Here is a 25,048-nt window from a genome sequence, read left to right on the forward strand (position 1 = left end):
CTACTGCCTAGCATCCTGGATGAAAGGTTCCGTCATGGCCGGTCTGTACCACGCCGCTATCGTCTTCCTGATCGTCCTGACGATCGTCACCTTCGCCAGCAGCTTTTGGTTCACCAACCCCTATGGCCGCTTCGCCAGTCCGGATGACCGCTTCACGCTGCCAGGAAAGATCAGCTGGCTGATGTTCGAATGCCCGCAGTGGTGGGCTTTTACCGTGACGTTCTGGCTGGTGGCGCACTCGCATGGGGCGCCGGCGATCGTGTTGTATGCACTGTGGCAGTGCCACTATCTCTACCGCGGGTTGATCTATCCGTTGAGCCGCAAGGGCGATGACAAACGCTTCCCGATCTCAGGTATCGCATTCGGCTTCATCTTCAACGCCGTCAACGGTTTCGCCAACGGTTATGCCGTGGCGCTGGCCCCGCACTTGCAACAGGAGCATTGGTTTGTCGACCCCCGCTTCATCCTGGGTCTCGCCGTGGCTGTGATCGGATGGGGGATCAATTTCCAGGCCGACCGCATCCTGATCGGCCTGCGGGCCGATGGCAGCAGCGGGTACAGCATCCCCTACGGCGGGGTGTATCGCTGGGTGTCGTCGGGCAACTATTTCGGTGAGCTGATCTTGTGGACGGGCTGGGCGATCATGGCCTGGACGCTGCCGGGCCTGATCTTCGTGTTTTTCTCCATCGCCAACTTGGGGCCCAGGGCGATGGCCACCCACAAGTGGTATCAGCAGAAGTTTCCCGACTACCCGCCCAATCGCAAGGCGATCATTCCCGGCGTGCTGTAGCTGTCCGCCTCAGATATAGAGGCGGACAGCGGAAATGGCGCCCCGGTCGGCGGCGTCAGTGGAGAACTCGAACAATCCCACCCCGCGCTTGCCGTCCAGGTGCACGGTCGCAGTAACGGTATGCCCGGCGGCCAGGAGCTTCTCAACCGAGAGATGCCGCACTGTTGAGACAAATTCGGCAACTGACGTCTCAGAGACGCCGTCCAGGCTCAAGGTGGGATTGGGAGTCAGAAGCGCCGAAACCGCGGCGGCATCACCCTGCCCCAGCGCCGCGACGAGGTTCTCGACCTGACGCTTTCCGCGCTTTCGTACCCCGGAAAGGCCGCGCAGGAAGCCAGCGCAGCCCGAAAGCCCTTGATGGCGAATCAGCTGAGGTCCCAGGATCACCGAGGCCAGGAGACCGCGGCCTCCTGAGGTCAGCAGCTGCCCGACCATCTTCTGCAGCTCCCAGTGCGCGAACAGCCGTTGGATCTTCAACGAGCCGTCCGGTCCCTGCGAGACCAGGTCATAGCGCAGGTGCATCGGGATATGCATGGTGACACCGGTCGACATCGTGGTGTGCACCGTGAGGTCTCGCAGCACCGACATGCCGGCGACCACGTCGTGCTGCACATCAAAGGCGATGGTGTTCGGTGCGATGAAGGTGTCGAAGAAGCGCCCGATGGCGGCCGTGCCGACATGGGGGGTCGAACCGACCGGGTCGTTCACCTGCCCGTCGGCGGCGAAGATTCCGACCCAGGCCGACTTATCGTGTACTGCCACAGCTTTCGGAGATTGCTCGACGGCGTCGAGCAGTGCACTGGCACTGTGCGAAGAACGCTGGTCCGGCATCGGAATTCCTCTCGTCGAAGACCGCTAAGACCTCAGGGCCCCTCAGTCGCGCATCCGCAGCACGACCTTGCCCGCCGCGGTGCGATTCTCCAGTGCGGACAGCGCATCTGCGGCCCGGTCGAGGCCAAAAACATCCGGCTGCGGCGCGGCCACTTCTCCGGAGGCCAGCAGCGGCTCCAACACCTCCCATTGGTGCTCCAGTTCGCCGGGATGCGACATCACCCACGCACCCCAACCGACGCCCACCACGTCGATGTTGTTGAGCAGCAGCCGGTTCACCTTAACCGTCGGAATGTCGCCGCCGGTGAAGCCCACCACCAGCAGCTTTCCGCCGGGGGCCAGCGAGCGCAGCGAGTCGGTGAACCGGTCACCGCCGACCGGGTCGAGCACCAGGTCCACGCCGCGTCCACCGGTCAGCTCGGCAACCGCCTCGCGGAACCCGTCGGCGAGCACCGTGTCGGTGGCGCCGGCGGCTCGAGCCGTCTCGGCCTTGGCTTCGGTGGAGACCACGGCGATCACCCGAGATGCCCCCAGTGGCCCGGCCAGTCGGAGCGTGGAGGTGCCGATCCCGCCGGCGGCGCCGTGCACCAGAACAGTGGCGCCTTCGGTCAGCTGGCCGCGCGTGGTCAGCGCGAACAGCACCGTCAGGTCGTTGAACAGCAGACCGGCACCGGCCTCGAACGACACCGTGTCCGGCAGTTTGAACACCTGGGCGGCGGGCACCGCGATCACCTGCGCCATTCCGCCGTTGAGCATGGTCAATACCGCCACCCGGTCACCGGGGCGTACGTGCGCGCCGGCCGGGGCGCTGCGCACCACACCGGCCGCCTCGCCGCCCGGCACGAACGGCAGCTCCGGCTTGTGTTGATAGAGCCCGCGGGACTGCAGCACATCGGGAAACGCCACTCCGGCGGCGTGGATGTCGATGACTACCAGGCCCTCACCGGCCGGCTCATCGAGGTCGACCACCTGGGCAGCCGCCGGTCCGTCGAGTTGTGAAATCTGTACCGCGCGCATGGGCGAACCCTTCGTCAGTAGTCCTTTCGGTGAAAACCTAGTCCACGCAGGCGTATGCTCGCGATGCGGCAGCGTTGCCGCATTTCCGATGAGGTGGCGATGAGTGCTCAACGGTCCAGTCGGCGGCGAATTGTCGGCACATTCCCGGCGGAGCTGCCGCCAGCCCGCACCATGGCGGTCCGGGCGGCTGACGGAACAAAGCTGCACACCCAGGTCTTCGGGCCGGCCGACGGTTACCCGATCGTGCTGGCGCACGGAATCACCTGCGCCATCCGGGTGTGGGGACATCAGATTGCCGACCTGAGCGCCGATCACCGGGTGATCGCCTACGACCACCGCGGCCACGGACGCAGCGGGGTGCCCAAGCGCGGTGGATACAGCCTGACGCACCTGGCATCCGACCTGGACGCGGTGCTGGAGGCCACCCTGGCGCCGGGAGAACGTGCCGTCATCGCCGGACATTCGATGGGCGGCATGGCGATCAGTGCGTGGTCGGACCGCTACCGGCACCGCGTGCACGAACGTGCCGATGCGGTAGCGCTGATCAACACCACCATCGGCAACCTGCTGGCCGAGGTCGAACTGTTCCAGGTGCCACCGCCCCTGCAGCGTGCCCGGGTGGAGGCTGCTCGTCGCGGGTTGCTGGCGTTCGGCAACGTGCCGATCGTCGGCCCGGCGAACCTGGCGGTTCGGCGATTCGTGCACATGCTTGCGGTAGGCGGTGAGGCCGACCCCTGGGTCACCTCGTTGATCTGCGACCTGTTCGCCAAAACACCGGCCGCAAGCCGCGGCCACTGGGTGCGGGCGCTCATCGACGCGCTCGGTCCGGCGTCCTTCATCAACCTCGACGGCCTGACCGTGCCCACCCTGGTCATCGGCAGCACCCGGGACCGGCTGTTGCCGCTCGCGGCCTCACAGCGGATCGCCGACGCCGCACCCAATCTCGCCCGGTTCGTCGAGGTCAGCGGGGGACACTGCTCGATCCTCGAACATCCCGCTGCGGTGAATCGGGAGCTGCGTGACCTGGTGGATCTGGCCACTGGTTCCGCGGGCGGCTTGGCGGTCGGCTCCGAGATCAGTTCATAAGGGCCCGGCGAATCGCGTTGAAAGTTCTCACTGCCCTCAGCGGGCTGACCGGTGTGGTCGATCAGGCGCGCGAGCTGCGTGACGCGGGCGTCAGCGGGGTCTTCACCTTCGAAGGCCCGCACGACGTGTTCGCGCCGCTGACCCTGGCCGCCGGAGTGGGTGGCCTGGACCTGATGACCAATGTTGCGATTGCGTTCCCACGCAACCCGATCCATTTGGCGCACCAGGCCAATGATCACCAGCTGCTCAGTGGCGGGCGATTCGTCCTGGGGCTGGGCACGCAGGTGCGTGCGCAGATCGAGAAGCGTTTCGGCGCCGCCTTCGACCGGCCGGTGGACCGCATGGTCGAACTCGTTGCGGCGCTGCGGGCGATCTTCGATTCCTGGAACACCGGCGCCCGCTTGGATTTTCGCGGCGACTACTACCGGCACACGCTGATGACGCCGACGTTCAGCCCCGGGCCGAACCCGTACGGGCCACCACCGATCTATGTCGGCGCGCTGGGGCCGCGGCTGACTCGTGCTGCTGCCGCGCACGCCGATGGACTGCTGGTGATGCCGTTCTCCACCAAGCGATTCCTGCATGAGAGCACCATGTCCGCGGTGCATGCGGGGCTTACCCAAGCGGGAAGGCGTGCCGAGGATTTCGCGGTGGTGCCCGAAGTCATCGTGGCCACCGGTGCCACCGATGCCGAGCGGGAGGCTGCCGAAGCCGCCACCCGGATGTTGCTCGGCTTCTACGCGTCGACTCCGGCGTACGCCCCGGTGCTGGCCGCACACGGCTGGCAGGATTTGCAGCCCGAACTCAACGCACTGTCCAAGCAGGGGCAATGGGCGCAGATGGGTGCACGGATCACCGACGAGATCCTGCACACCATCGCCGCGTGCGGTACGCCGGCGCAGGTGGCCGCGCACATCCGTGACAGGGTTGACGGAATCGCCGACACCGTCTGCATCTACCAGGCGGCTCCGATCGCCCCGGCGGTTATCGGGGCGATCGTCAGCGAATTGTCTTAAGGGCTAGGCGCTAGGGAGCCATGGTGACCCAGTCGGGGAATCCCGTCGGGTCATGCCGTCCCAGCACACCGTGCTCGTAGAGTCCCCAACCCTCGACCGGGGCGGCGTCGCCCTCGCGGCACACCGCGCGCCCCACGTGGTCGATCATCCCGAAGCTGGTGCGCCCGAGGATGCCCGGGTCGGTCATGTCATAGGTCAGGCGCTCGGTGAACTTCTCGCCCTTCCACTCGCCGTGCAGCCAATCGATGTCGCCGCCGTAGCCGCCGCCGACGTGAATGGGCACCGGCAGTTTGGATTCCACCTCGAACACGACCGGAGTCCCGTCCGGGCGGGTGGCCTCGATGGTGGCTCCGGTGGCGATGCGAGTGCCGGCGCGGTAGCGAGTGGAGATCCGCGGCCAACCCAGTTGTTCGACGCGGCCGTCGCGCCAGACTCGGCTGCAGTCGTTGAGCGAGCGGAAGCCGTTCGGCTCCTCCTGGATGATCATCACCACCGCGAAGTCCTCGAAGGCCATCGGCAGATACAGCCACCACATGCCGTCGAACGGCGGATCGGCGGGACGGCCGGCCGGTTCGCGTTCTCCGACCGGTCGGATGCCCCAGGAGCGGTCGCGTGAGCCGATCCAGACCGCGGGGTCGACGGCGATCTCCTCGCCATCGACCACGATCTGCCCACTCCACGAGCCCAATTGAGCGAAGCGCTGCGCATCCAGGGTCACCCTGTTGCCGGTCCGCAGGATGTGCCGCTGCTCCTGCACCGGGTCGAACAGGCCCTCCCAGCGCAGATCGAGTGCGATGCCCTCGGTCTCGTCCATGACCACCCGCAGGGAGCGCAGTGGATCGGTGACCTCGATGCGGTAGGCGCCGATGCGCTGGTTGAGCCGGTCTTGGTCGATGGCGTCGGACAGGTGCACTGCGGTCTGGGTGTCGCCGCGGCGGACCAGCACGTAGGCGTCCTTGACACCGAGGTTGGGGTAGTAGCCGCACCCGGTGATCAAGAAGATGTCCCCGGTGCGGTCGTGGGCATTCAGATAGCACCGGTCGTAAAAATTGCGATCCGAGGATCCCGGCCAGGCGATCGGTTGTGGCAGTTGGTGAACCGGGAATTCGTCGAGTGGCCCCAGCATCAGTTCTGTTCTCCGATCAACTTCTTCAGCAATCCGGCGTGGTAGAACAAGGATTCGGGGTCCTCCGGTTTTTCCATCTCCCCGAAATGCACCCGACGGGCCCCGGTGCGCATGAAAACGATTGCCCACATCACGCCGGCGTAGACGTAGAACCAGTGCAGGTCACCGAGTTCGACGCCGGTGAGCTTCTGATAGGTGGCCCGCACGTCGTCCTCGCGGAGCACCTGCGGAAGCCCGGGCAGCCCCGCCAGCCCGGAGAGTTCCTCGAACACCATGTGCGCGAAGATGACCCACGACACGTCCAGTTCGCGGGGCCCCAGCGCCACCATCTCCCAGTCCAACACGGCAACCGGCTGGAAGTCGCGGTAGAGCACGTTGCCGATCCGGGAGTCGCCCCAGCACAACACCGTTTCGCCACCGGCCACGTCAGTGGGCCAGTTGTCCTCCAGCCAGGCCAGGGCGCGGTCCAGCAGTGGCGAGCGCCCCATGTCGGGCACCGCGAACTCGTACCACTGCCGTACCCCCTCGAAGTGCCGGCGCAGCGCGGTGTCCCCGTGCGACCCCTCGTCGAGGAAGGCGAAGGTCTGCTCCGCATCACCGATGGCGTGCAGCTTGGCGAGCACTTCGACGGTGGACTCCTGCAGGGTCCGCTGCTGCTCGGCTGTCGCATCGGCGAACCAGTTGCCGCCGAAGGTATAGGGCATGACGTCGGGTGGCACCTCGCCGTCGACCCGGTCCATCAGGAAGAACGGCCGGTCCAGCACGTCTCCGGTCGGTTCGAGCCAGCGCACCTTCGGCACCGGGACGTCGGTGAGCTCACCCACCCGCCGCATCACCTCGAACTGATGATCCAGCCGGTATGTCGGAAACACCGGGACGTCTTCGGCGGCGGGCCCCACCCGCATCACCCAGCGCTGTTCGACCGGGGCACCGTCTTCCGTCCAGCGGGCGGTGAGCATGATTGTTTCCGACGACATGCCGTTCGTGTCGACGCCGCTTTCCACGGTGATCTCCGGCGTGGCCGCGCCCGGCAACTGGGTGGCAAGCCAGCGAGACATTACCGTGGGCAGTGTGGTGACATCGCGGCTAGAACGTTGGATCCGGCCGACGTCCTTTTCCACAGTCGGTTGCTCGACCACGGTTGTATCCTCCGTTAGGGTAATTACGATACGACAGGTAGCGTTATGAAAGCAGAACCTTCAGCGGTTGACAAGGGGTCCGGCGCCGGACGACCTCGTGACCCCCGCATCGACGCTGCCATATTGCAGGCTGCCGTGGAACTGGTTGTCGAAGTCGGATATACGAATCTGAGCCTGGCGGCCGTCGCGGAGCGTGCCGGGACGACCAAGACAGCGCTGTACCGCCGGTGGCCCAGCAAGGCCGAGCTGGTGCACGAGGCCGTGTTCTCGGTGCCGCCGAGTGCGGTGTCCGCGGCGCCCGGCGATGCGGCCGGCGACCTGCGAGCCATGATGGCCGGTGCGCGCGACGCGTTCACCAACCCGGTGGTGCGGGCGGCGCTGCCCGGCCTGATCGCCGACATGGCGACCAACGCCGAGTTGACCGCGCGCATCCTGGAACGCTTCCAGGGACTCTTCGAGGTAATGCGCCACTGGGTGGCCGATTCGGTGAGCCGCGGTGACGCGCGACCAAGCGTGGACCCCGACCGGCTGGTCGAAATCATCGGCGGCGCGGCGCTGCTGGCCATGATGCTGCGCCCCGACGACGACCTCGGCGATGACTGGGTGCAGCGGATCGCTGACATCATCGCCCACGGTGTGATGGCATAGACCCATGTCCCAACCTGTGGGGCCCACCGAGCCGCTGCCCTTCCCGCAAGACTGGGCGTCGCTGCTGGTGTTGGTGCCGCACCCGGACGATCCCGAATACGGTGTCGCCGCCGCGGTGGCGAAATGGACCGCCGCCGGCAAGACCGTCCGCTACGCCCTGGCCAGCAGTGGGGAAGCGGGCATCGCCGGCATGGAGCCGGGGCAGGCGGGACCGCTGCGCGAGGATGAGCAACGGCGGGCGGCGGCCATCGTCGGGGTTTCTCACGTTGACTTCTGGGGCTTCCCGGACAGCAACATCCGCAACACGCCAGAGTTGCGCGCCAAGATCGCAGCGGTGATCGGCGAGTTGAGACCCGACGTGGTGGTGGCGATCTACGGCGGCGCGGAGTTCGGGCCGGGTATGCCCAACCAGCGCGACCACATCGAATTCGCCGCCGCGGTCACCGATGCGTGGGACACCCTGGCAGACAAGCCGCGCTGGCTGTTCCAAGGCGGCCCGGGGCCCACCCATGTCGAGGATGTGGAGGCCTACCTCGATGTCGCGACGGAGTCCTTGGCCGCCCACGACGTGTACCTGTCGGTGCTCGATCCGGCCACACCGGTGCGCGAGCAGGCGCGCCGGGTGGTCGATATGACGACCTCGGCCCAACCCGGTCGCCGGGTGGCCGGGTTCCGCCTGCAGCGCAGCACCATCTCATGACCGACACCACGACGGCGCTGCGGATCGGCGTGCTCGGGGCGGCACGGATCACCCCGGATGCACTGCTCAAACCTGCCGCCGCCAACCCAGAAGTCGTGGTGAGCGCAGTGGCTGCGCGCGACATCGGCCGCGCCCGTTCCTTCGCCGCCAAACACGGCATCGGCCGGGTGCACGACAGCTACAACGCACTGATCGCCGACCCCGAGGTCGATGCCATCTACAACCCGCTGCCGAACCACCTGCACGGCAAGTGGACCCGCGCCGCACTGGACGCCGGCAAGCACGTGCTGTGCGAGAAGCCGTTCACCGCCAACGCCGAGGAAGCCCGCGAGATCGCCGCGGTCGCCGCGGGCTCCGATCGGGTGGCGATGGAGGCATTCCACTACCGCTACCACCCGATGACAGAGCGCATCGAAGAGATCATCGCCTCTGGCGAACTGGGGGAGCTGCGGCAGGTCCACACCGCACTGAGCTTTCCGCTGCCCCGCTTCTCCGATATCCGCTATCACTATGCGCTGGCCGGCGGGGCATTGATGGACGCCGGCTGCTATGCCGTGCATATGGCCCGTACCTTCGGTGGAGCTACCCCGGAAGTCGTTTCCGCGCAAGCGAAGCTGCGTGACCCACTCGTTGACCGAGCCATGACGGCGCAGCTTCGGTTTCCCGCCGGGCACACCGGGAGCATCCGCTGCTCGCTGTGGTCATCGAACCTGTTGCAGATCAGCGCCCGGGTGATCGGCGAACACGGTGAGCTGCGGGCGCTCAACCCGCTGATGCCGCAGTACTTCCACCGGTTGCGGGTCAGCTCGCCCAAGGGCAAGCGCGTCGAGCGTTTCACCCATCGGGCGTCCTACGCCTACCAACTCGATGCGTTCGCCGACGCCGTGCTGCGTGGCGTGCCGGTACGCACCACCCCCGACGACGCGATCAAGAACATGACCGTCATCGACGCGATCTACACCGCCGCAGGTCTACCCCTGCGCGAACCGGGCTGATCTGCTGGGCCGTCTCGGTCACGCCCTGTGGCCCGGTTCGAGATCGTCGATGTCGGAGAGCAACAGCAGGTCCTGGTCGCCTTGGGCGGCATACCCGGCCACGGGTTCCAACAGGTAGCCCATGTGGTCGCCGAGGTCGATCCGACGCAGCGTCTTGCCGACGAACCATGCCGGCGCATCGTCGAGGATCGGCATTCCCGCCGGACCGCTGTGCCAGGAGCAACGCGCGAACTTGTCGATCTCGTCGCCGGTCTGACCGCCGAACAGCCGGGCCAACTCGATATCGCGGCGCGCCAGGACGTGAACGGCCAAGTGCTCGGCCTCGGCTGCCACCTCGAAGGTGTGGTTGCGCTTGGACATACCCACCAGAAACCGTGGCGGCTCGATGCTGGTCTGGGTGGCGAACCCAACCAGACAGCCCGAGGCGCGCTCATCGGTCGCCGTGGTCACCACGAACATGGTGTAGTCCAGCATGGTGAGCAGCTGCTGAATCGGCTCGTCGTGCATCTGTCCATGATGTACCCGTCGCGCGACGGGCGGGCTGGATTACTGCGCGAATTGCGTTGCAGCGTCCACCAGGTCGAGCAGTGGCTGCGGCAGTACCCCCAACAGCACCGTGATCGCGGCGCACAGCGCGATTGCCGCCTTGCTCCATATGCTGGGCAGCACCAGGTGCGGTGGGTCGGCGGGGGAGTCGGTGAAGAACATCAACACGATGACCCGGACGTAGAAGTAGGCGGCGACGCCGCTGGCGATCACGCCGACCACCACCAGTGGTGCCGCGCCACCCTCGGCGGCAGCCTTGAACACCGCGAACTTGCTGATGAACCCACTGGTCAGCGGAATGCCTGCGAACGCCAGCAGGAACATCGAAAACAGCAGGCCCACAACGGGGTAACGCCGTCCCAACCCGGCCCACCGGGACATGTCGAGTTCCTCTTCGCCGCTGGCGCTGCGGATCAGGTTCACCACCGCGAAGGCACCCACCGTGGAGAAGCTGTAGGCGACCAGATAGAACAGCGTCGCGGAGATACCCGCCGGAATGGCGGACAGCACACCGGTCAGCACAAAGCCCGCGTGGGCTATCGAGGAGTAGGCCAGCATCCGCTTGATCTCAGTCTGGGTGATCGCGGCGATGGTGGCGACCACCATGGTCAGTACCGCGATCAGCCACAGCAGCGGCCGCCAGTGGTCATGTAGCGCGGGCAGTGCGACGTAGAGGATCCGCAGCATCGCGCCGAACGCGGCGACCTTGGTGGCTGCCGCCATGAAGCCGGTGATCGGCGTCGGCGCACCGACGTAGACGTCGGGAACCCACGAATGGAACGGCACCGCGCCGACTTTGAAGAACAAGCCCACCAGGAGCAGGCCGGCGCCGATCAGCGCCAGCGGGTCGTTGCTGTGGGCGAACAGCTGCTCACCGATATCCGTCAGCGTCAGCGTCCCGGTGGCGCCGTAGAGCAGTGCAGCGCCGAACAGGAACAGCGCCGAGGAGAATGCGCCCAGCAGAAAGTATTTCAGCGCCGCTTCCTGCGAGAGCAGACGGCGGTAGCGGGCCAGCCCGCACAGCAGATACAGCGGCAGGGAGAGTACTTCCAGGGCCACGAACATGGTGACCAGGTCATTGGCTGCGGGGAACACCATCATGCCGCCGATCGCCAGCACGGTCAGCGGGAACACCTCGGTCTGGGTCACCCCGGCGCGCGCCGCGTCGAGTTCGGCGACGCTGTCCGGGACCGCCGACGCCTGCGGAGTGAACGCGTCTAGACCTGGGTGTACGGGGCTTGCGGGCGCCGCCGCCGCGCCCGGACCTTCGGGAACGCCCGCGCCGATGTTGCGCTCGGAGATGAACAGCACGGCCATGATCCCGACCAGCACGATGGTGCCCTGCAGCACCAGCGCCGGCCCGTCGACGGCCACCGCGCCCAGCACCGCGATGCGACCGCCGGTCGGCAGGTCGCGGCTCACCTCGACGATGGCGGCGAACGCGGCGGCCAGGCCGCCGACCGCGAGCAGGACCTGCATCACGTAACGCGCCCGGCGCCCAATGAACGCCTCGAAGAGCACGCCGGTCACCGCGGTGCCGAAAACGATCAGCAGCGGCAGCAGAAGGCTGTATTCGACGGATGGAACTGGCATGCCCGCCATGGTCAGTGCGCCCCCTCAGCGGTCAGCGGTGCCGGATCGGTCTGACCGATCGTGGTCAGGGTGTGCTCGACACCCGGATTGATGATGTCCAGCGCGGGTTTGGGGTAGAAGCCGAGGAACAGCAGCAGCGCGATCAACGGGGTGACGACCAGCAACTCCCGTGGCACCAGGTCGCGGATGCGTTCATTGCCTGGGGTGACCGGGCCGGTCATCACCCGTTGATACAGCCAGAGCATGTAGATCGACGACAACACCAGCGCCGTGGAGCCGACCGCCGCCGCCACCCAATACCGGTTGAACGTGCCGATCAACACTAGGAACTCACTGATGAACGGAGCCAGCCCGGGCAGCGACAGGGTGGCCATGGCGGCGACCATGAAGGTGCCGGCCATCACCGGTGCCACCTTCTGCACGCCGCCGTAATCCGAGATCGCCCGCGCGCCGTCGCGCCGGGCGACCAGGAATCCGGCGATCAGGAACAGCGCCGCCGTCGACAACCCGTGGTTGAGCATGTACAGCGTCGAGCCGCTCTGCCCCTGGCTGGTCATCACGAAGATGCCCAGAATGATGAACCCGAAGTGCGAGATCGAGGTGTAGGCGATCAACCGCATCATGTCGCGCTGGCCGATCGCCACCATCGCGCCGTAGACCACCCCGATGACCGCCAGCACGATGATGGCCGGACGGAAATACGTTGAGGCGTCGGGGAACAGCTGCAGGCAGTACCGCAGCATCCCGAACGTCCCCACCTTGTCCATCACCGCCATCATCAGCACCGCGGTCGCCGGGGTGGATTCCACCGCCGCGTCGGGCAGCCACCGGTGCAGCGGCCACAGCGGGGCCTTGACCGCGAAGGCGAACATGAAGCCGGCGAACAGCAGCTTGAGGACACCCGGATCCACGGTGGTGGTTGCCGGGGAGAACATCGAGACCAGTTCGCGGAAGTCGAAGGTGCCGCCGGAGACGCCGTCGCCGGAGCTCACCACGTACACGCCGATGACCGCGGCCAGCATGATCAGGCCACCGAACAGGTTGTACAGCAGGAACTTCAGGGCCGCTTGAGAGCGCTTCGCGCCGTTCCCGAAACCGCCGATCATGAAGTACATCGGGATCAGCATCGCCTCGAAGAACACGTAGAACAGCAGCACGTCCAGCGAGACCAGTGAGATCAGCACCATCGCCTCAACGGTCAGTGTCAGCGCCGCAAACGCGTGCGGTCCTCGGCTGCGGCTGCGCGCACCGTCACCGTCGTTCCAGCCGGCCAGCATCAGCAGCGGCACCAGCCCGGCGGTCAACAACGCCAGGATCACCGCGATACCGTCCACCCCGAGCGTGTAGCTCGCGCCGAATGCCGGTATCCAGGCGTGCGATTCGACGAATTGGTAGGGCGCGGCAACCGGAGTCGTGTCGAACCCGACGGTGACCACGATCGCCACCGCCAGCGTCGCAAGGCTCACCACCAGGCCGGTCCACTTCGCCAGCCCAGCTTGGCGGGCCGGCAACACGATGACCAAACCGGCGCCGACCAGCGGTATCAGCCACAGCAGGCTAAGCCAGGGCACGCTGGTGTTCGCGTTCACAGCTGCACCGCCATCACGAGTGCGATGACCAGGACCGTGCCGGCCAGCATTGTCAGCGCGTAGGAGCGCACGAACCCGGTCTGCAGACGCCGCACCAGGTATGACGCGATCGCCACCAGTCCCGCCGTCATGTTGACCGAGCCGTCCACCACCCGGTCGTCGACGCCGACCAGGCCTTGTGCCAGTCGGTTACCCGGACGCATGAGCACCTCCTCGTTGAAGGCATCGCCGTAGAGATACTTGCGGGCCGCCACCGTCAGCGCCGAAACGTCGGTGGGCGCGGTGATCGGTATCGGCTTGCGGCCGTACATGTTGAAGGCCACCGCAACACCGAGCAGGACGACTCCCAGGGTGATCGCGCCGGTGAGCCAGGCCGGGATGACATGCGCGTGCTCGGCAACAGGCGCTACTCGGGTGACCACCGGCTCCAGCCAGTGCTCCAGGCGTCCGCCGATGGCCAGTGCGGCGCCGGCGAACACGGCGCCCAGAGCCAGCACGATCATCGGCCAGGTCATCACCCGCGGGGACTCGTGCGGGTGCTGCAGCGCCCGCTCGGGGCTCACCTCGGAATCGTCGGCGGCCCAGCGGCGCTCGCCACCGAACGTCATCAGCATCACCCGGGTCATGTAGAAGGCGGTGATGCCGGCGCCCAGGATGGTGACGGCGCCCAGCACCCAACCGCGCGTGCCGCCGGAGGCCAGCGCGGCCTCGATGATGGCGTCCTTGGACCAGTAGCCGGCGAACGGCGGCACCCCGATGATCGCCAGGTAACACAGCCCGAACGTCACGAACGTCACCGGCATGAAGCTGCGTAGGGCGCCGTAGCGGCGCATGTCCTGTTCATCGTTCATCCCGTGCATCACCGAACCCGAGCCCAGGAAGAGGCCGGCCTTGAAGAAGCCGTGGGTGAGCAGGTGCATGATCGCCACCGCGTAGCCGGCCGGACCCAGGCCCGCGGCCAGCACCATGTAGCCGATCTGGCTCACCGTGGAGGCGGCCAGGGCGCGCTTGATGTCGTCGTTGGCGCAGCCGATGATCGCGCCGAACAGCAGCGTGACCGCACCGACCACGACCACCGCCAACCGGGCGTCGGGGGACAGGTCGAACACCGGTCCGGAGCGCACGATCAGATACACCCCGGCGGTCACCATGGTGGCGGCGTGGATCAGCGCCGACACCGGGGTAGGGCCCTCCATCGCGTCGAACAACCAGGCCTGCAACGGAACCTGCGCGGACTTGGCGCAGGCACCCACCAGCAGCAGCAGACCGATGGCGGTGGTCAGCCCGCTGGGGCCGGCATCGCCGACCGCGCCGAACAGTCCGTCGTAGGACAGCGTGCCGAATCCGGCGAACATCACGAACATGGCCAGTGACAGCCCGATGTCGCCGACTCGATTGGACACAAACGCCTTCTTGCCGGCGGCTGCCGCCACCGGCTTGGCGTACCAGAAGCCGATCAGCAGGTAGGACGCCAGACCGACACCTTCCCAGCCCACGTAGAGGCCCAGGTAGTTGTCGGCGACGACCAGCAGCAGCATCGCCGCGACGAACAGGTTCAGGTAGGCGAAAAAGCGCCGGCGGTCGGGGTCGTGCTTCATGTAGCCGGTCGAATAGATGTGGATCAACGCGCCGACGCCACTGATCAGCAACACGAAGCAGATCGACAGCTGATCGATCAGCACCCCGAAGTCGACGCGCAGGGCACCCACCGGCACCCAGCTGAACAGGTGCGTGTGAATCGCCCGGTCCTCGCCGTCGCGGCCGAGCATGTCGGCCAGCAGTACCAGCCCGATCCCGAACGAGCCGAGCACGGTGGCGCACGCCAGCAGGTGTCCCCACCGGTCGGTTCGGCGTCCGCCGAGCAACAGGATCAGCGCACCGGCCGTCGGCAGGGCCACCAGCAGCCAGCTCAGCTGACTCAGATTCGTCATAGAGCTCCCCAACTCCTAGCCGCGCAGTAGGTTCGCGTCGTCGACCGAGGCGGATCGCCGGGCCCGGAAGATCGTCATGATGATGGCCAGGCCGATCACCACCTCACAGGCGGCGACCACCATGGTGAAGAACGCGACCATCTGGCCGTCGAGCTGGGAGTGCAGGCGCGAGAAGGTGACGAACGCCAGATTGGCGGCATTGAGCATCAGCTCGACGCACATGAACATCACCAGCGCGTTGCGCCGCAACAGCACTCCGGTGGCGCCGATGGTGAACAACATCGCCGACAGGTACAGGTAGTTCTCCGGATTCACTGGTCCGACTCCTCGGTGTTCGCATGCGCGGCGTTGCCGGTGGCGCCTACCCAGCGGTGCGTCAAGGTGTCCGACACCGACAGCTCGGAGTAGGTCCCGTCGGGCAGGCGCGCGGCGATGTCGACGGCGTTGTGCCGGGCGTAGACGCCGGGGGTGGGCAGCGGCGTCGCCCGCCGGCCGGATTGGAAGCGCTGGATGGACAGCTCCCGCTGGGTCATTCGCGGCCGCAACCGCTCGCGGTGCGTCAGCACCATCGCGGCGAGTACCGCGGTAATCAGCAACGCACTGGTGAGCTCGAACGCCCACAGGTAGCGGGTGAAGATCAGTGCCGCCAGTCCCTCGACGTTGTGCTGGCTCAGGTCCGCCGAGCCGGTACCGGTCGCCGTCGGCGTGCCGATGCTGCTCAGGTGCATCGTCGCGCTGCCGATCCCGGCGATCAGCAGCATCCCGAAGCCGATCCCGGCAAGCGTGGCGGCGACCCGCTGGCCGCGCAAGGTCTCCACCAGGGACTCGGCGGAGTCAACGCCGATGAGCATCATCACGAACAGGAACAGCATCATCACCGCGCCGGTGTAGACGACGATCTGCACCACGCCGAGGAACATCGCGTCCTGGACGAAGTAGAACACCGCCAGGATCAGCATGGTCATCGCCAGAAACAGTGCCGAATACACCGCCTTCGCGGCGCTGACGACGCCGATGGCACCGACGACGGCGATGACGCCCAGAATCCAGAACGCCACCGCCTCCCCGGTGGAGGTGCGGACGACGATGTCGGTGGCGAGCAGGGTGGTGCCCATCAGGCTTTGCCCTGCTTCACCCGGTCGAGCATCACGAACAGGTCCGGGTCCGCATCGAGCCCGGCCGGGCTGACTCTGCCCAAGTAGTAGTCCTTTTCGGTGGCGCCGGGCGGCATCGCGTGCGGCGGGGCGATCATGTCGGGTTCCAGCGGCGCCAGCAACTGGTCACGCTCCAAGATCAGCTCGGCACGGTTGTCGGCGGCCATTTCGTACTGGTTGGTCATGGTCAGCGCGCGGGTGGGACAGGCCTCGATGCACAGGCCGCAGCCGATGCAGCGCAGGTAGTTGATCTGGTAGACGCGACCGTAGCGCTCACCGGGGGAGAAGCGCTCCTCGTCGGTGTTGTCCGCGGCCTCAACATAGATGGCGTCGGCCGGGCAGGCCCAGGCGCACAACTCGCAGCCGATGCACTTCTCCAGCCCATCCGGATGCCGGTTGAGTTGGTGGCGGCCGTGGTAGCGCGGCGCCGTCGGCTTCTTTTGTTCGGGGTAGCCGTCGTTGATCGGCCGTTTGAACATCGTTTTCCAGGTGACGCCGAACCCGGCCAGGGCGTCTCGCAGACTAGCCATTGACGTCCTCCTTGACCCGCGATGAACTGCGTTGTGGCAGCGGTGGTGTCGGGAATGAGCCTTCGGATGTGACGGCCGGAGCCGCCGGCGCTGGTTCGTCGAGGCGACTGTTCAGCGCACTGAACTTGCGATGCAGTGCCAGTAACAGCACCCCCGCGGTCAGCGTGCTCATCCCGGCCAGGGCCAGCTGCCAGTGCTCGTAGCCGTCGTTGCGCAGGCTGCGCAGCACCGCGGCGATCATCACCCAGGCCAGCGCCACGGGGATCAGGATCTTCCAGCCCAGCGCCATGAACTGGTCGTAACGCAGCCGGGGCAGGGTGCCCCGCAACCAGATGTAGACGAAAATGAAGCCCCACAGTTTGACGGTGAACCACAGCAGCGGCCACCAGCCGGTGTTTGCGGCCGGCCACATGTTGAACGGGAACGGAGCGTGCCAGCCACCGAGGAACAACGTGACGGCGACGGCCGAAACCGTGGTCATGTTGATGTATTCGGCGAGGAAGAACAGCGCGAACTTCAGCGACGAGTATTCGGTGTGGAAGCCGCCGACCAGCTCGCCTTCGGCCTCGGGCAGATCGAACGGTGCCCGGTTGGTCTCACCGACCATCGCGGTCAGATACACCATGAACGACGGCATCAGCAGGAACGCGAACCACACCCGGTCCTGGGCCGCCACGATGCCTGAGGTCGCCATCGTGCCGGCGTAGAGGAACACGGACGCGAATGCCAGACCCATGGCGACCTCGTAGGAGATCACCTGGGCGGTGGAGCGGATTCCGCCGATCAGTGGATAAGCGGATCCGGACGACCAGCCGGCCAGGACGATCCCGTAGACCCCGATTGAGGACATCGCCAGGACGAACAACACCGCGATCGGCAGGTCCGCCAGCTGCAAAGCGGTGCGGTGACCGAAAATGCTGACCTCCGGCCCGAGCGGGATCACCGCGAATGCGGTGATCGCCGGCACCGTCGAGATGATCGGCGCCAGCGTGTAGATCGCCCGGTCGACGTTGAAGGGGGTGATGTCCTCCTTGAGCGCCAGCTTGATCGCATCGGCCAGGCTCTGCAGCCAACCTTTGGGTCCGACCCGGTTTGGGCCGGGGCGCATCTGCATGCGGCCCACGACTTTTCGTTCGATGACGATCGCCAGGACCACCGTCAGAATCAGAAACACGAAGACGCCCAGCGCCTTGGCCAGCATCAGCCACCAGGGATCGGTCATGATCTGCGTCCAATCTGTACCGTCGCGCCGGGGGTGACCCCCAGATCCCGGTGCACTGCCGAGTCATGCGAATTCATCGGCAGCCACACCACGTTGTCCGGCATCTCGGTGGTGACCAGCGGCAGGGTGATACTGCCGTGCTCGGTGCTGACGGTGACCGGCTCGCCTTCGGCCACACTGATGTCGGCAGCCGTGGCCGCCGACATGCGTGCCACCGGAGTGCGTGCGGTGCCGGCCAGGTTCGGCTCACCGTCCTGCATCCGGCCCTCGTCCAGCAGCATTCGCCAGCCGGCCAGCACGGCTTCGCCGGCGCCGGGCCGCGGCGGTGAGCCCGCGGCGACCTCGGGTCCGGTGACTCGCTCGCCGGACCAGCCGCCCAGCCCCGCCAGCTCGTCGCGCGCCGCTTCCAGCGTGGACAACCCCAACGCGACGCCCATCTCGTCGGCGATCACATCGAGTATCCGCCGGTCGGGCAGGGCGCCGGTGTCACCCAGTGCGACACCGAACCGCCGGTGGCGGCCCTCCCAGTTGACGTACGTGCCGGACTTCTCGGCCGCGGCAGCGACCGGGAGCACCACATCGGCGCGCTCGGTGACTTCGCTGTGCCGCAACTCGAGGCTGACCAGGAACTCGACCTCGTCCAGGGCCGCCAACGCCGCCGCCGGGTCGGCCAGATCGGTCGGCTCCACCCCGCCGACCACCAGTGCTCCCAGCTTCCCCTCGGCCGCGGCGACCAGGATGGCGTCGGTGTCGCGGCCGGTCTGCGACGGCAGGTCGTCGGGGCCGCCGAGACCCCAACTCTGCGCGACCTCGGCCCGCGCCGCCGGGTCACCCAGCGGACGTCCACCGGGGAGCAGGCCGGCCAGCGCACCGGCATCCAGTGCGCCGCGTTCCCCGGCTCGGCGGGGCACCCAGGCCAGCTTCGCGCCGGTGGCATCGGCCAGCCGAATCGCCGCCGACAGTGCTCCGGGCGAGGCGGCCAGCCGTTCGCCGACCAGCACCACTGCGCCGGGTCGGCGAAGCGCCTGTCCGATATCACCGGTGTGCAGGCCGTCCAGCGCGGCGGCCTCGCCACCGGGAACGACTGCCAGCAGGGTGCCGAACATCTTGGTCAACCCGCGATCGGCGAACGGCGCCAGGCTGAACACCTTCGTGGCGTTCTTGCGGGCCGCCTTGCGCAGCCGCAGGAAGACCATCGGTGCCTCTTCCTCGGGCTCCAGGCCGGCCAGCAACACCACCGGCGCGGCCTGCAGATCCGCGTAGCTGACCTCGATCCCGTGGCCCGCCACCCGGGCCGCCAGGAACGCGGCTTCCTCGGCGGACTGCGCGCGAGCCCGGAAGTCGATGTCATCGCTGTGCAGCGCCACCCGGGCGAACTTGGCGTAGCCGTAGGCGTCCTCGGCCGACACCCGCCCGCCGACCAGCACGCCGGTGCGTCCACGTGCCGCGGCCAGGCCGCGCGCCGCCACCGCCGCCGCGTGCGGCCAGGAGGTCGGGACCAGGTTCCCGCCGTCGTCGCGGACCATCGGTGTGGTGATCCGGTCGCCCTGGGTGGCGTAGGTGAAGGCCCAGCGGCCCTTGTCGCAGTTCCACTCCTCGTTGACATCCGGGTCTTCGCCGGCCATCCGCCGCATCACCTTGCCGCGACGGTGGTCGGTGCGTTCGGCGCAGCCGCCGGCGCAGTGCTCGCAGACGGTCGGTGTGGAGACCAGGTCGAACGGGCGGGCCCGGAACCGGTAGGAGGCACCGGTCAGGGCGCCCACCGGGCAGATCTGCACGGTGTTGCCCGAGAAGTAGGAGTCGAACGGCGTGTCGGTGTAGATACCGACCTGCTGCAGTGCGCCGCGATCCATCATCTCGATGAATTTGTCCCCGGCGATCTCGTTGGCGAACCGGGTGCAGCGGGCGCACAAGATGCAGCGGTCTCGGTCCAGCAGCACCTGCGAGGAGATGTTGATCGGCTTGGGGTAGTGGCGCTTGGTCTCTTCGAAACGAGTCTCGGTGCGGCCGTGCGACATCGCCTGGTTCTGCAGCGGACACTCACCGCCCTTGTCGCAGGTCGGGCAGTCCAGCGGGTGGTTGATCAGCAGCAGTTCCATCACCAGGTGCTGGGCCCGATCGGCCTCGGCGGAGGTGTGCTGGGTGCGCACCACCATGCCGTCGGTGGCGGCCACCGCGCATGACGGCTGCGGCTTGCGTTGGCCCTCCACCTCCACCATGCACTGCCGGCACCAGGCCACCGGGTCCAGCAGCGGGTGGTCGCAGAATCGCGGGACCTCGATGCCCAACTGCTCCGCGGCCCGGATGATCAAGGTGCCCTTGGGAACGGTGATCTGTTGGTCGTCGATGGTGAGGGTCACCGACTCCTGACCGTCCGGTTGAGAAGTTTGAGTCACGCCACACCGCCTGCTGCTCCACCTGGCACGAACATGCTCGCTTTCGGGTCGAACGGGCAGCCGCCCTCGAGGTGGGCGATGTATTCGTCACGGAAGTACTGGATCGACGACTTCACCGGCATTGCCGCGCCATCACCCAAGGCGCAGAAGGATTTTCCGAACAGGACGTCGGCGATGTCGAGCAGGGTGTCGAGGTCTTCCGGTGTTCCGCGGCCGGTTTCCAGCCGCTGGTAGATCGGCACCAGCCAGTAGGTGCCCTCACGGCACGGAGTGCACTTGCCGCAGGACTCGTGTTTGTAGAACTCCGACCAGCGCCCCGCCGCGCGCACTACGCAGGTGGTCTCGTCGAAGATCTGCAATGCCTTGGTGCCCAGCATGGACCCCACCGACGCCATGCCCTCGTAGTCCAGCGGGATGTCGAGGTGTTCCTCGGTCAGGATCGGGGTGGACGAGCCGCCCGGCGTCCAGAACTTCAGCCGATGCCCGTCGCGTATCCCGCCGGCGTAGCCGAGCAGTTCGCGCAGCGTGATACCCAGCGGCGCCTCGTACTGCCCGGGACGGTTGACGTGCCCGGACAGCGAATACAGGGTGAATCCACGGGATTTCTCGGTGCCCATCGACCGGAACCACTCCGGCCCGTTGCGCAGGATCGACGGCACACTGGCGATCGATTCGACGTTGTTGACCACCGTCGGCGAGGCATACAGCCCGGCCACCGCGGGGAACGGTGGGCGCAGCCGGGGCTGGCCCCGATAGCCCTCCAGCGATTCGATCAGCGCCGTCTCCTCGCCGCAGATGTAGGCGCCCGCCCCGGCGTGCACGGTGATATCCAGGTCGAAGCCGCTGCCACCGATGTCGTTGCCCAGCAGCCCCGCCGCATACGCCTCGGCGACCGCCGCCTGCAAGCGGCGCACCACCGGCAGCACCTCGCCGCGGATGTAGATGAAGGCGTGGCGGGCACGGATCGCGTAACAGCACACGATCATGCCCTCGATGAGCACATGCGGTGTCGCCATCAGCAGCGGCATGTCCTTGCAGGTGCCGGGCTCGGACTCGTCGGCATTGACCAGCAGGTAGTGCGGCTTTGCCGCTGCCCCCTCGTCGCCTTGGGGGACAAAGGACCACTTGGTCCCGGTGGAGAACCCGGCGCCGCCTCGGCCACGCAACCCGGAGTCCTTGACCAGTTCGATGACCTCGTCGGGTGTCATCGCCAGCGCACGCTTCATCCCGGCGTAGCCGTCGTGGCGGCGGTAGGTCTCGAGCGTCCAGGACTCGGGTTCGTCCCAGTAGCTGCTCAGCACCGGCGTCAGCGGTGTGCCCTCGGCAAGTGTCATTTCTCGCCCCCACTGGTGTTGCGGCCGGGCTCCGGTGCCGTCATCTTGTGCTCGCGCGCCACCTGCAGGCCGGCGAGCGTCGCCGCGCCGGCGCCGCCTTGGCCGTCGTCGGCGCGTTCGTCGGGGAAGCCGGCGAGAATTCGCTCGGTGGCGGCGAAACTGCACAGCGGCATCCCGCGGGTGGGTCGCACCTCGGCGTCGTCGCGCAATTTGTCGACGAGCTCGCGTGCCGATTCCGGTGTCTGGTTGTCGAAGAACTCCCAGTTGACCATCACCACCGGCGCGTAGTCGCAGGCCGCGTTGCACTCGATGTGCTGCAGCGTGACCGATCCGTCGGCGGTGGTCTGATCGTTACCGACGCCCAAGTGCTCCTTGAGGCCGTCGTAGATGGCGTCGCCGCCCATCACCGCACACAGCGTGTTGGTGCAGACGCCGACCAGGTACTTGCCGGTGGGGTCACGCCGGTACATCGAATAGAACGATGCGACCCCGGCGACGTCGGCGCTGGTCAGCCCAAGCAGCTCCGCGACGAACGACAGCCCTGCCGGCGTGACGTAGGTGTCCTGTGCCTGTACGAGGTGCAGCAGCGGCAGGATCGCCGAACGCGGCTGTGGGTAGCGGCCGATGATCTCCTTGGCGTCGGCTTCCAGCTGGGCTCGCACGTCGGGGGAGTAGCTGGTCGGAGCGCCGGGATGGTTGAACTGATTGGGTTCTTCTGGCTGCCGGCCTAACTGCAGGAAGACCCGCTTGCCGTCGGTCCCGGCAGTCGGCGGCATCAACCGGCCGCGCCCGGTCTTGTTGACGCCGGCCTGGTCGATCTCGCCGCCCGACGCGCTCACCGGTCTACCCCGCCCATGACCGGGTCGATGCTGGCGACGGCGGCGATCACGTCGGCGATCAGCCCGCCCTCGCTCATGGCGGCCACCGCCTGCAGGTTGGTGAACGACGGATCCCGGTAGTGCACCCGGTAGGGGCGGGTACCGCCGTCGCTGACCATGTGTACCCCCAGTTCGCCGCGGGGCGACTCGACCGAGACGAACACCTGGCCCGGCGGCACCCACAGGTCCTCGGTGACTCGCTTGAAGTGGTGGATCAGCCCTTCCATCGAGTGGCCCATGATCCAGCCGATGTGCTCCCGGGAGTTGCCCTGCCCGTCCGGGCCGATGGTCAGGTCGCCCGGCCAGGCGATCTTGCGGTCGGAGACCATCACCGGCCCGGGCCGCAGCTTGTCCAGACACTGTTCGACGATTTTCAGGGACTCCTTGATCTCTGCGATGCGGATCAGGTAGCGGCCGTAGGCATCACAGCCGTCATCGGTGACTACCTCGAACTCGTAGTCCTGGTAGCCGCAGTAGGGTTCCGCACGTCGCACGTCATAGGGCAGGCCCGTCGAGCGCAGCACCGGGCCGGTGATGCCCAGCGCCATGCATCCGGTCAGGTCCAGGTAGCCCACGCCCTTGGTCCGGGCCTTCCAGATGTAGTTTTCGGTCAGCAGGTCCTCGATGTCCTTGAGTCGCTTGGGCATCAGCTTGAGGAAGTCGCGGATCTGCGGGACTGCGTCATCGGGCAGATCCACCGACACGCCGCCGGGGCGGACGTACTGGTGGTTCATCCGCAGCCCGGTGATGGCCTCGAAGATGTCGAGCACCAGCTCACGTTCCCGGAAGCCGAACAGCATCACGGTCAGTGCGCCGAGCTCCATACCGCCGGTGGCAAGCGCGACCAGGTGCGAGGACATCCGATTGAGTTCCATCATCAAAACCCGGATGACACTGGCACGTTCGGGGATGTCATCGGTAATACCGAGCAGTTTCTCCACACCGAGGCAGTAGGCGGTCTCGTTGAAGAACGGCGACAGGTAGTCCATTCGGGTCACGAACGTGACGCCCTGGGTCCAGTAGCGGCTTTCCAGGTTCTTCTCGATACCGGTGTGCAGATAGCCGATGCCGCACCGGGCTTCGGTCACGGTCTCGCCTTCGAGTTCCAGAATCAGCCGCAACACGCCGTGCGTCGATGGGTGCTGGGGTCCCATGTTGACGACGATGCGTTCTCCGGGGTCGGCGGCCTTGGCCGCCTCCACTACCTGATCCCATTCCTGCCCACCGACGTTCAGGACGGTGTGCGGTGTGTCGGTGCTCATTATTTGTAAGCCCTCCGCTGGTCCGGCGGCGGTATCTGCGCGCCCTTGTATTCGACCGGGATGCCGCCCAACGGGTAGTCCTTGCGCTGCGGGTGGCCGTGCCAGTCGTCGGGCATCTCGATCCGGGTCAGCGAGGGGTGGCCGTCGAAGATGATCCCGAAGAAGTCATAGGTCTCGCGTTCATGCCAGTCGGTGGTGGGGTAGATCGCGAACAGTGAAGGAATATGCGGATCTGCATCGGGGGCAGCGACTTCCAGACGGACGCGGCGGTTGTGGGTAATGGACCGCAGCGGGTAGACCGCATGCAACTCGCGGTCGGTGTCACCGGGGTAGTGCACACCGGAGACCCCGAGGCTCAGCTCGAAGCGCAGCGCCGGCTCGTCGCGCAGCAGCTGAGCCACCGCCGGCAGCTGCGCGCGAGGGACATACAGCGTCAGCTCGTCGCGATACACCACGACCTTCTCGACAGCGTCGGCGAACTCGATTCCGTTGCGCTGCAGGGCAGCGGTGAGCGTGTCGACGAGTTCGTCGAAGTACCCGCCATAGGGCCGAGGGGTCTCGCCGGGGAGTGCTGCCTCGGTCACCAGGCGTCCGTATCCGGACGTGTCGCCGGTGCCCGTCGCGCCGAACAGGCCGTGGCGGACCTTGATCACGTCTTCGGGGCCGGTTCGGCCCTCTCCGCTCGCCTCGCTCACCGCAGCAACCCCCTCATCTGCCAGGTAGACGGGGCCGACAGCGCCGCCTCCTCCGTAGCGGTGATCACCTGCTCCCGGTTGGCGCCCAAGGGCATCGAGCGAATCTTCTCGTGCAGCTTGAGGATTGCGTACATCAGCATTTCCGGCCGGGGCGGACAACCGGGCAGGTAGATGTCGACCGGGACGACATGGTCCACGCCTTGAACGATCGCGTAGTTGTTGAACATTCCGCCCGACGACGCGCATACGCCCATCGACAGCACCCACTTGGGCTCCACCATCTGGTCGTAGATCTGGCGCAGCACCGGTGCCATCTTCTGGCTGACCCGGCCGGCGACGATCATCAGATCGGCTTGGCGCGGCGAGGCCCGGAAGACTTCCATCCCGAACCGGGACAGGTCGTAGTCGGGCGCCATCGTCGACATCATCTCGATCGCGCAACAGGCCAGGCCGAAGGTCGCCGGCCACAGTGACCCGGTGCGGAAGTACCCGGCCAGGTCTTCCACGGTGGACAGCAGGAGTCCGCTCGGCAGCTGCTCTTCTAATCCCATGTCTAAGCCCGCCTACTCC

The 25,048-nt window shown here is 66.9% G+C and carries 24 protein-coding genes; 6 read left to right on the plus strand and 18 right to left on the minus strand.

Going from position 1 to position 25,048, the window contains the following annotated elements:
- Positions 1 to 34 precede the first annotated feature (34 nt).
- On the plus strand, positions 35 to 790 hold the full coding sequence (locus ACJH5R_RS12430) for a DUF1295 domain-containing protein (RefSeq protein ID WP_406757571.1): 756 nt from the start codon (positions 35 to 37) through the stop codon (positions 788 to 790).
- A 9-nt stretch (positions 791 to 799) separates the two neighbouring features.
- Here the strand turns inward: ACJH5R_RS12430 and ACJH5R_RS12435 are convergent, their stop codons facing one another.
- Together ACJH5R_RS12435 and ACJH5R_RS12440 are read right to left on the minus strand one after the other, a co-directional pair.
- On the minus strand, positions 800 to 1,621 hold the full coding sequence (locus ACJH5R_RS12435; RefSeq protein ID WP_406782043.1) for a nuclear transport factor 2 family protein: 822 nt from the start codon (positions 1,619 to 1,621) through the stop codon (positions 800 to 802).
- Between the two features lie 42 nt (positions 1,622 to 1,663).
- A complete protein-coding gene (locus tag ACJH5R_RS12440) occupies positions 1,664 to 2,638 on the minus strand; it encodes an NADPH:quinone oxidoreductase family protein (RefSeq protein WP_406757569.1) in 975 nt (324 codons plus the stop codon).
- Between the two features lie 99 nt (positions 2,639 to 2,737).
- Between ACJH5R_RS12440 and ACJH5R_RS12445 the strand changes: the two genes are divergently transcribed.
- Complete coding sequence (locus ACJH5R_RS12445) at positions 2,738 to 3,724, plus strand: alpha/beta fold hydrolase (protein WP_406757568.1); 987 nt, start codon at positions 2,738 to 2,740, stop codon at positions 3,722 to 3,724.
- A gap of 17 nt (positions 3,725 to 3,741) precedes the next feature.
- Complete coding sequence (locus tag ACJH5R_RS12450; RefSeq protein WP_406757567.1) at positions 3,742 to 4,740, plus strand: TIGR03617 family F420-dependent LLM class oxidoreductase; 999 nt, start codon at positions 3,742 to 3,744, stop codon at positions 4,738 to 4,740.
- Between the two features lie 10 nt (positions 4,741 to 4,750).
- On the opposite strand, the gene ACJH5R_RS12455 is transcribed toward ACJH5R_RS12450, so the two are convergent.
- Both ACJH5R_RS12455 and ACJH5R_RS12460 read right to left on the minus strand, forming a co-directional pair.
- Positions 4,751 to 5,866 (minus strand): hypothetical protein, encoded by a 1,116-nt coding sequence (locus ACJH5R_RS12455; protein ID WP_406757566.1) that lies wholly within the window; start codon positions 5,864 to 5,866, stop codon positions 4,751 to 4,753.
- Positions 5,866 to 7,005, minus strand: coding sequence for a phosphotransferase family protein (locus ACJH5R_RS12460; protein WP_406782044.1), 1,140 nt, complete (start codon positions 7,003 to 7,005; stop codon positions 5,866 to 5,868). Before ACJH5R_RS12460 ends, ACJH5R_RS12455 begins: the two co-directional genes overlap by 1 nt.
- A 45-nt stretch (positions 7,006 to 7,050) precedes the next feature.
- On the opposite strand from ACJH5R_RS12460, the gene ACJH5R_RS12465 reads away from it, so the two are divergent.
- From ACJH5R_RS12465 to ACJH5R_RS12475, 3 genes are read left to right on the plus strand one after another with little or no spacing between them, the layout of a single operon-like run.
- Complete coding sequence (locus ACJH5R_RS12465) at positions 7,051 to 7,653, plus strand: TetR/AcrR family transcriptional regulator (protein WP_406757564.1); 603 nt, start codon at positions 7,051 to 7,053, stop codon at positions 7,651 to 7,653.
- A gap of 4 nt (positions 7,654 to 7,657) precedes the next feature.
- Positions 7,658 to 8,353, plus strand: a complete 696-nt coding sequence (locus ACJH5R_RS12470) for a PIG-L deacetylase family protein (RefSeq protein WP_406757563.1) — start codon at positions 7,658 to 7,660, stop codon at positions 8,351 to 8,353.
- Positions 8,350 to 9,348, plus strand: a complete 999-nt coding sequence (locus ACJH5R_RS12475; protein WP_406782045.1) for a Gfo/Idh/MocA family protein — start codon at positions 8,350 to 8,352, stop codon at positions 9,346 to 9,348. The genes ACJH5R_RS12470 and ACJH5R_RS12475 overlap by 4 nt, the downstream gene beginning before the upstream one ends.
- A gap of 18 nt (positions 9,349 to 9,366) precedes the next feature.
- Here ACJH5R_RS12475 and ACJH5R_RS12480 read toward each other — a convergent pair whose 3' ends face one another.
- Genes ACJH5R_RS12480 through ACJH5R_RS12545 form a run of 14 tightly spaced genes read right to left on the minus strand, consistent with a single transcriptional unit; the run spans position 9,367 to position 25,029 of the window.
- Positions 9,367 to 9,855, minus strand: coding sequence for a flavin reductase family protein (locus ACJH5R_RS12480; RefSeq protein ID WP_406782046.1), 489 nt, complete (start codon positions 9,853 to 9,855; stop codon positions 9,367 to 9,369).
- Between the two features lie 39 nt (positions 9,856 to 9,894).
- Positions 9,895 to 11,496 carry an NADH-quinone oxidoreductase subunit NuoN gene (gene nuoN, locus ACJH5R_RS12485; RefSeq protein ID WP_406782047.1) on the minus strand — a complete coding sequence of 534 codons (1,602 nt, stop codon included), beginning with the start codon at positions 11,494 to 11,496 and terminating at the stop codon, positions 9,895 to 9,897.
- 2 nt (positions 11,497 to 11,498) lie between these two features.
- Positions 11,499 to 13,076 carry an NADH-quinone oxidoreductase subunit M gene (locus ACJH5R_RS12490; RefSeq protein WP_406782048.1) on the minus strand — a complete coding sequence of 526 codons (1,578 nt, stop codon included), beginning with the start codon at positions 13,074 to 13,076 and terminating at the stop codon, positions 11,499 to 11,501.
- Positions 13,073 to 15,007, minus strand: a complete 1,935-nt coding sequence (gene nuoL, locus ACJH5R_RS12495; RefSeq protein ID WP_406782049.1) for an NADH-quinone oxidoreductase subunit L — start codon at positions 15,005 to 15,007, stop codon at positions 13,073 to 13,075. Before nuoL ends, ACJH5R_RS12490 begins: the two co-directional genes overlap by 4 nt.
- 15 nt (positions 15,008 to 15,022) lie before the next feature.
- Positions 15,023 to 15,322: an NADH-quinone oxidoreductase subunit NuoK gene (gene nuoK / locus ACJH5R_RS12500; RefSeq protein WP_308483848.1), complete on the minus strand. Its 300-nt coding sequence runs from the start codon at positions 15,320 to 15,322 to the stop codon at positions 15,023 to 15,025.
- Positions 15,319 to 16,122 (minus strand): NADH-quinone oxidoreductase subunit J, encoded by an 804-nt coding sequence (locus tag ACJH5R_RS12505; RefSeq protein ID WP_406757557.1) that lies wholly within the window; start codon positions 16,120 to 16,122, stop codon positions 15,319 to 15,321. Before ACJH5R_RS12505 ends, nuoK begins: the two co-directional genes overlap by 4 nt.
- Positions 16,122 to 16,691 (minus strand): NADH-quinone oxidoreductase subunit NuoI, encoded by a 570-nt coding sequence (gene nuoI / locus ACJH5R_RS12510; RefSeq protein ID WP_406757556.1) that lies wholly within the window; start codon positions 16,689 to 16,691, stop codon positions 16,122 to 16,124. Before nuoI ends, ACJH5R_RS12505 begins: the two co-directional genes overlap by 1 nt.
- Positions 16,684 to 17,913 (minus strand): NADH-quinone oxidoreductase subunit NuoH, encoded by a 1,230-nt coding sequence (gene nuoH / locus ACJH5R_RS12515; RefSeq protein ID WP_406782050.1) that lies wholly within the window; start codon positions 17,911 to 17,913, stop codon positions 16,684 to 16,686. Before nuoH ends, nuoI begins: the two co-directional genes overlap by 8 nt.
- On the minus strand, positions 17,910 to 20,309 hold the full coding sequence (locus ACJH5R_RS12520; RefSeq protein WP_406782051.1) for an NADH-quinone oxidoreductase subunit G: 2,400 nt from the start codon (positions 20,307 to 20,309) through the stop codon (positions 17,910 to 17,912). Before ACJH5R_RS12520 ends, nuoH begins: the two co-directional genes overlap by 4 nt.
- The gene (nuoF, locus tag ACJH5R_RS12525; RefSeq protein WP_406757553.1) at positions 20,306 to 21,643 is read right to left on the minus strand and encodes an NADH-quinone oxidoreductase subunit NuoF; all 1,338 of its coding nucleotides are present in this window, start codon (positions 21,641 to 21,643) and stop codon (positions 20,306 to 20,308) included. Before nuoF ends, ACJH5R_RS12520 begins: the two co-directional genes overlap by 4 nt.
- The gene (gene nuoE, locus ACJH5R_RS12530) at positions 21,640 to 22,419 is read right to left on the minus strand and encodes an NADH-quinone oxidoreductase subunit NuoE (protein WP_406757635.1); all 780 of its coding nucleotides are present in this window, start codon (positions 22,417 to 22,419) and stop codon (positions 21,640 to 21,642) included. The genes nuoF and nuoE overlap by 4 nt, the downstream gene beginning before the upstream one ends.
- Before the next feature lie 59 nt (positions 22,420 to 22,478).
- Positions 22,479 to 23,783: an NADH dehydrogenase (quinone) subunit D gene (gene nuoD / locus ACJH5R_RS12535; RefSeq protein WP_406757552.1), complete on the minus strand. Its 1,305-nt coding sequence runs from the start codon at positions 23,781 to 23,783 to the stop codon at positions 22,479 to 22,481.
- Positions 23,783 to 24,478, minus strand: coding sequence for an NADH-quinone oxidoreductase subunit C (locus ACJH5R_RS12540; RefSeq protein WP_406757551.1), 696 nt, complete (start codon positions 24,476 to 24,478; stop codon positions 23,783 to 23,785). Before ACJH5R_RS12540 ends, nuoD begins: the two co-directional genes overlap by 1 nt.
- Entirely contained in the window at positions 24,475 to 25,029 is a 555-nt protein-coding gene (locus ACJH5R_RS12545; protein WP_024442466.1) for an NADH-quinone oxidoreductase subunit B family protein, read from the minus strand. The genes ACJH5R_RS12540 and ACJH5R_RS12545 overlap by 4 nt, the downstream gene beginning before the upstream one ends.
- Positions 25,030 to 25,048 lie beyond the last annotated feature (19 nt).

It is taken from the genome of Mycobacterium sp. SMC-19, from assembly GCF_045310815.1.
In the GTDB taxonomy this organism is placed as follows: domain Bacteria; phylum Actinomycetota; class Actinomycetes; order Mycobacteriales; family Mycobacteriaceae; genus Mycobacterium.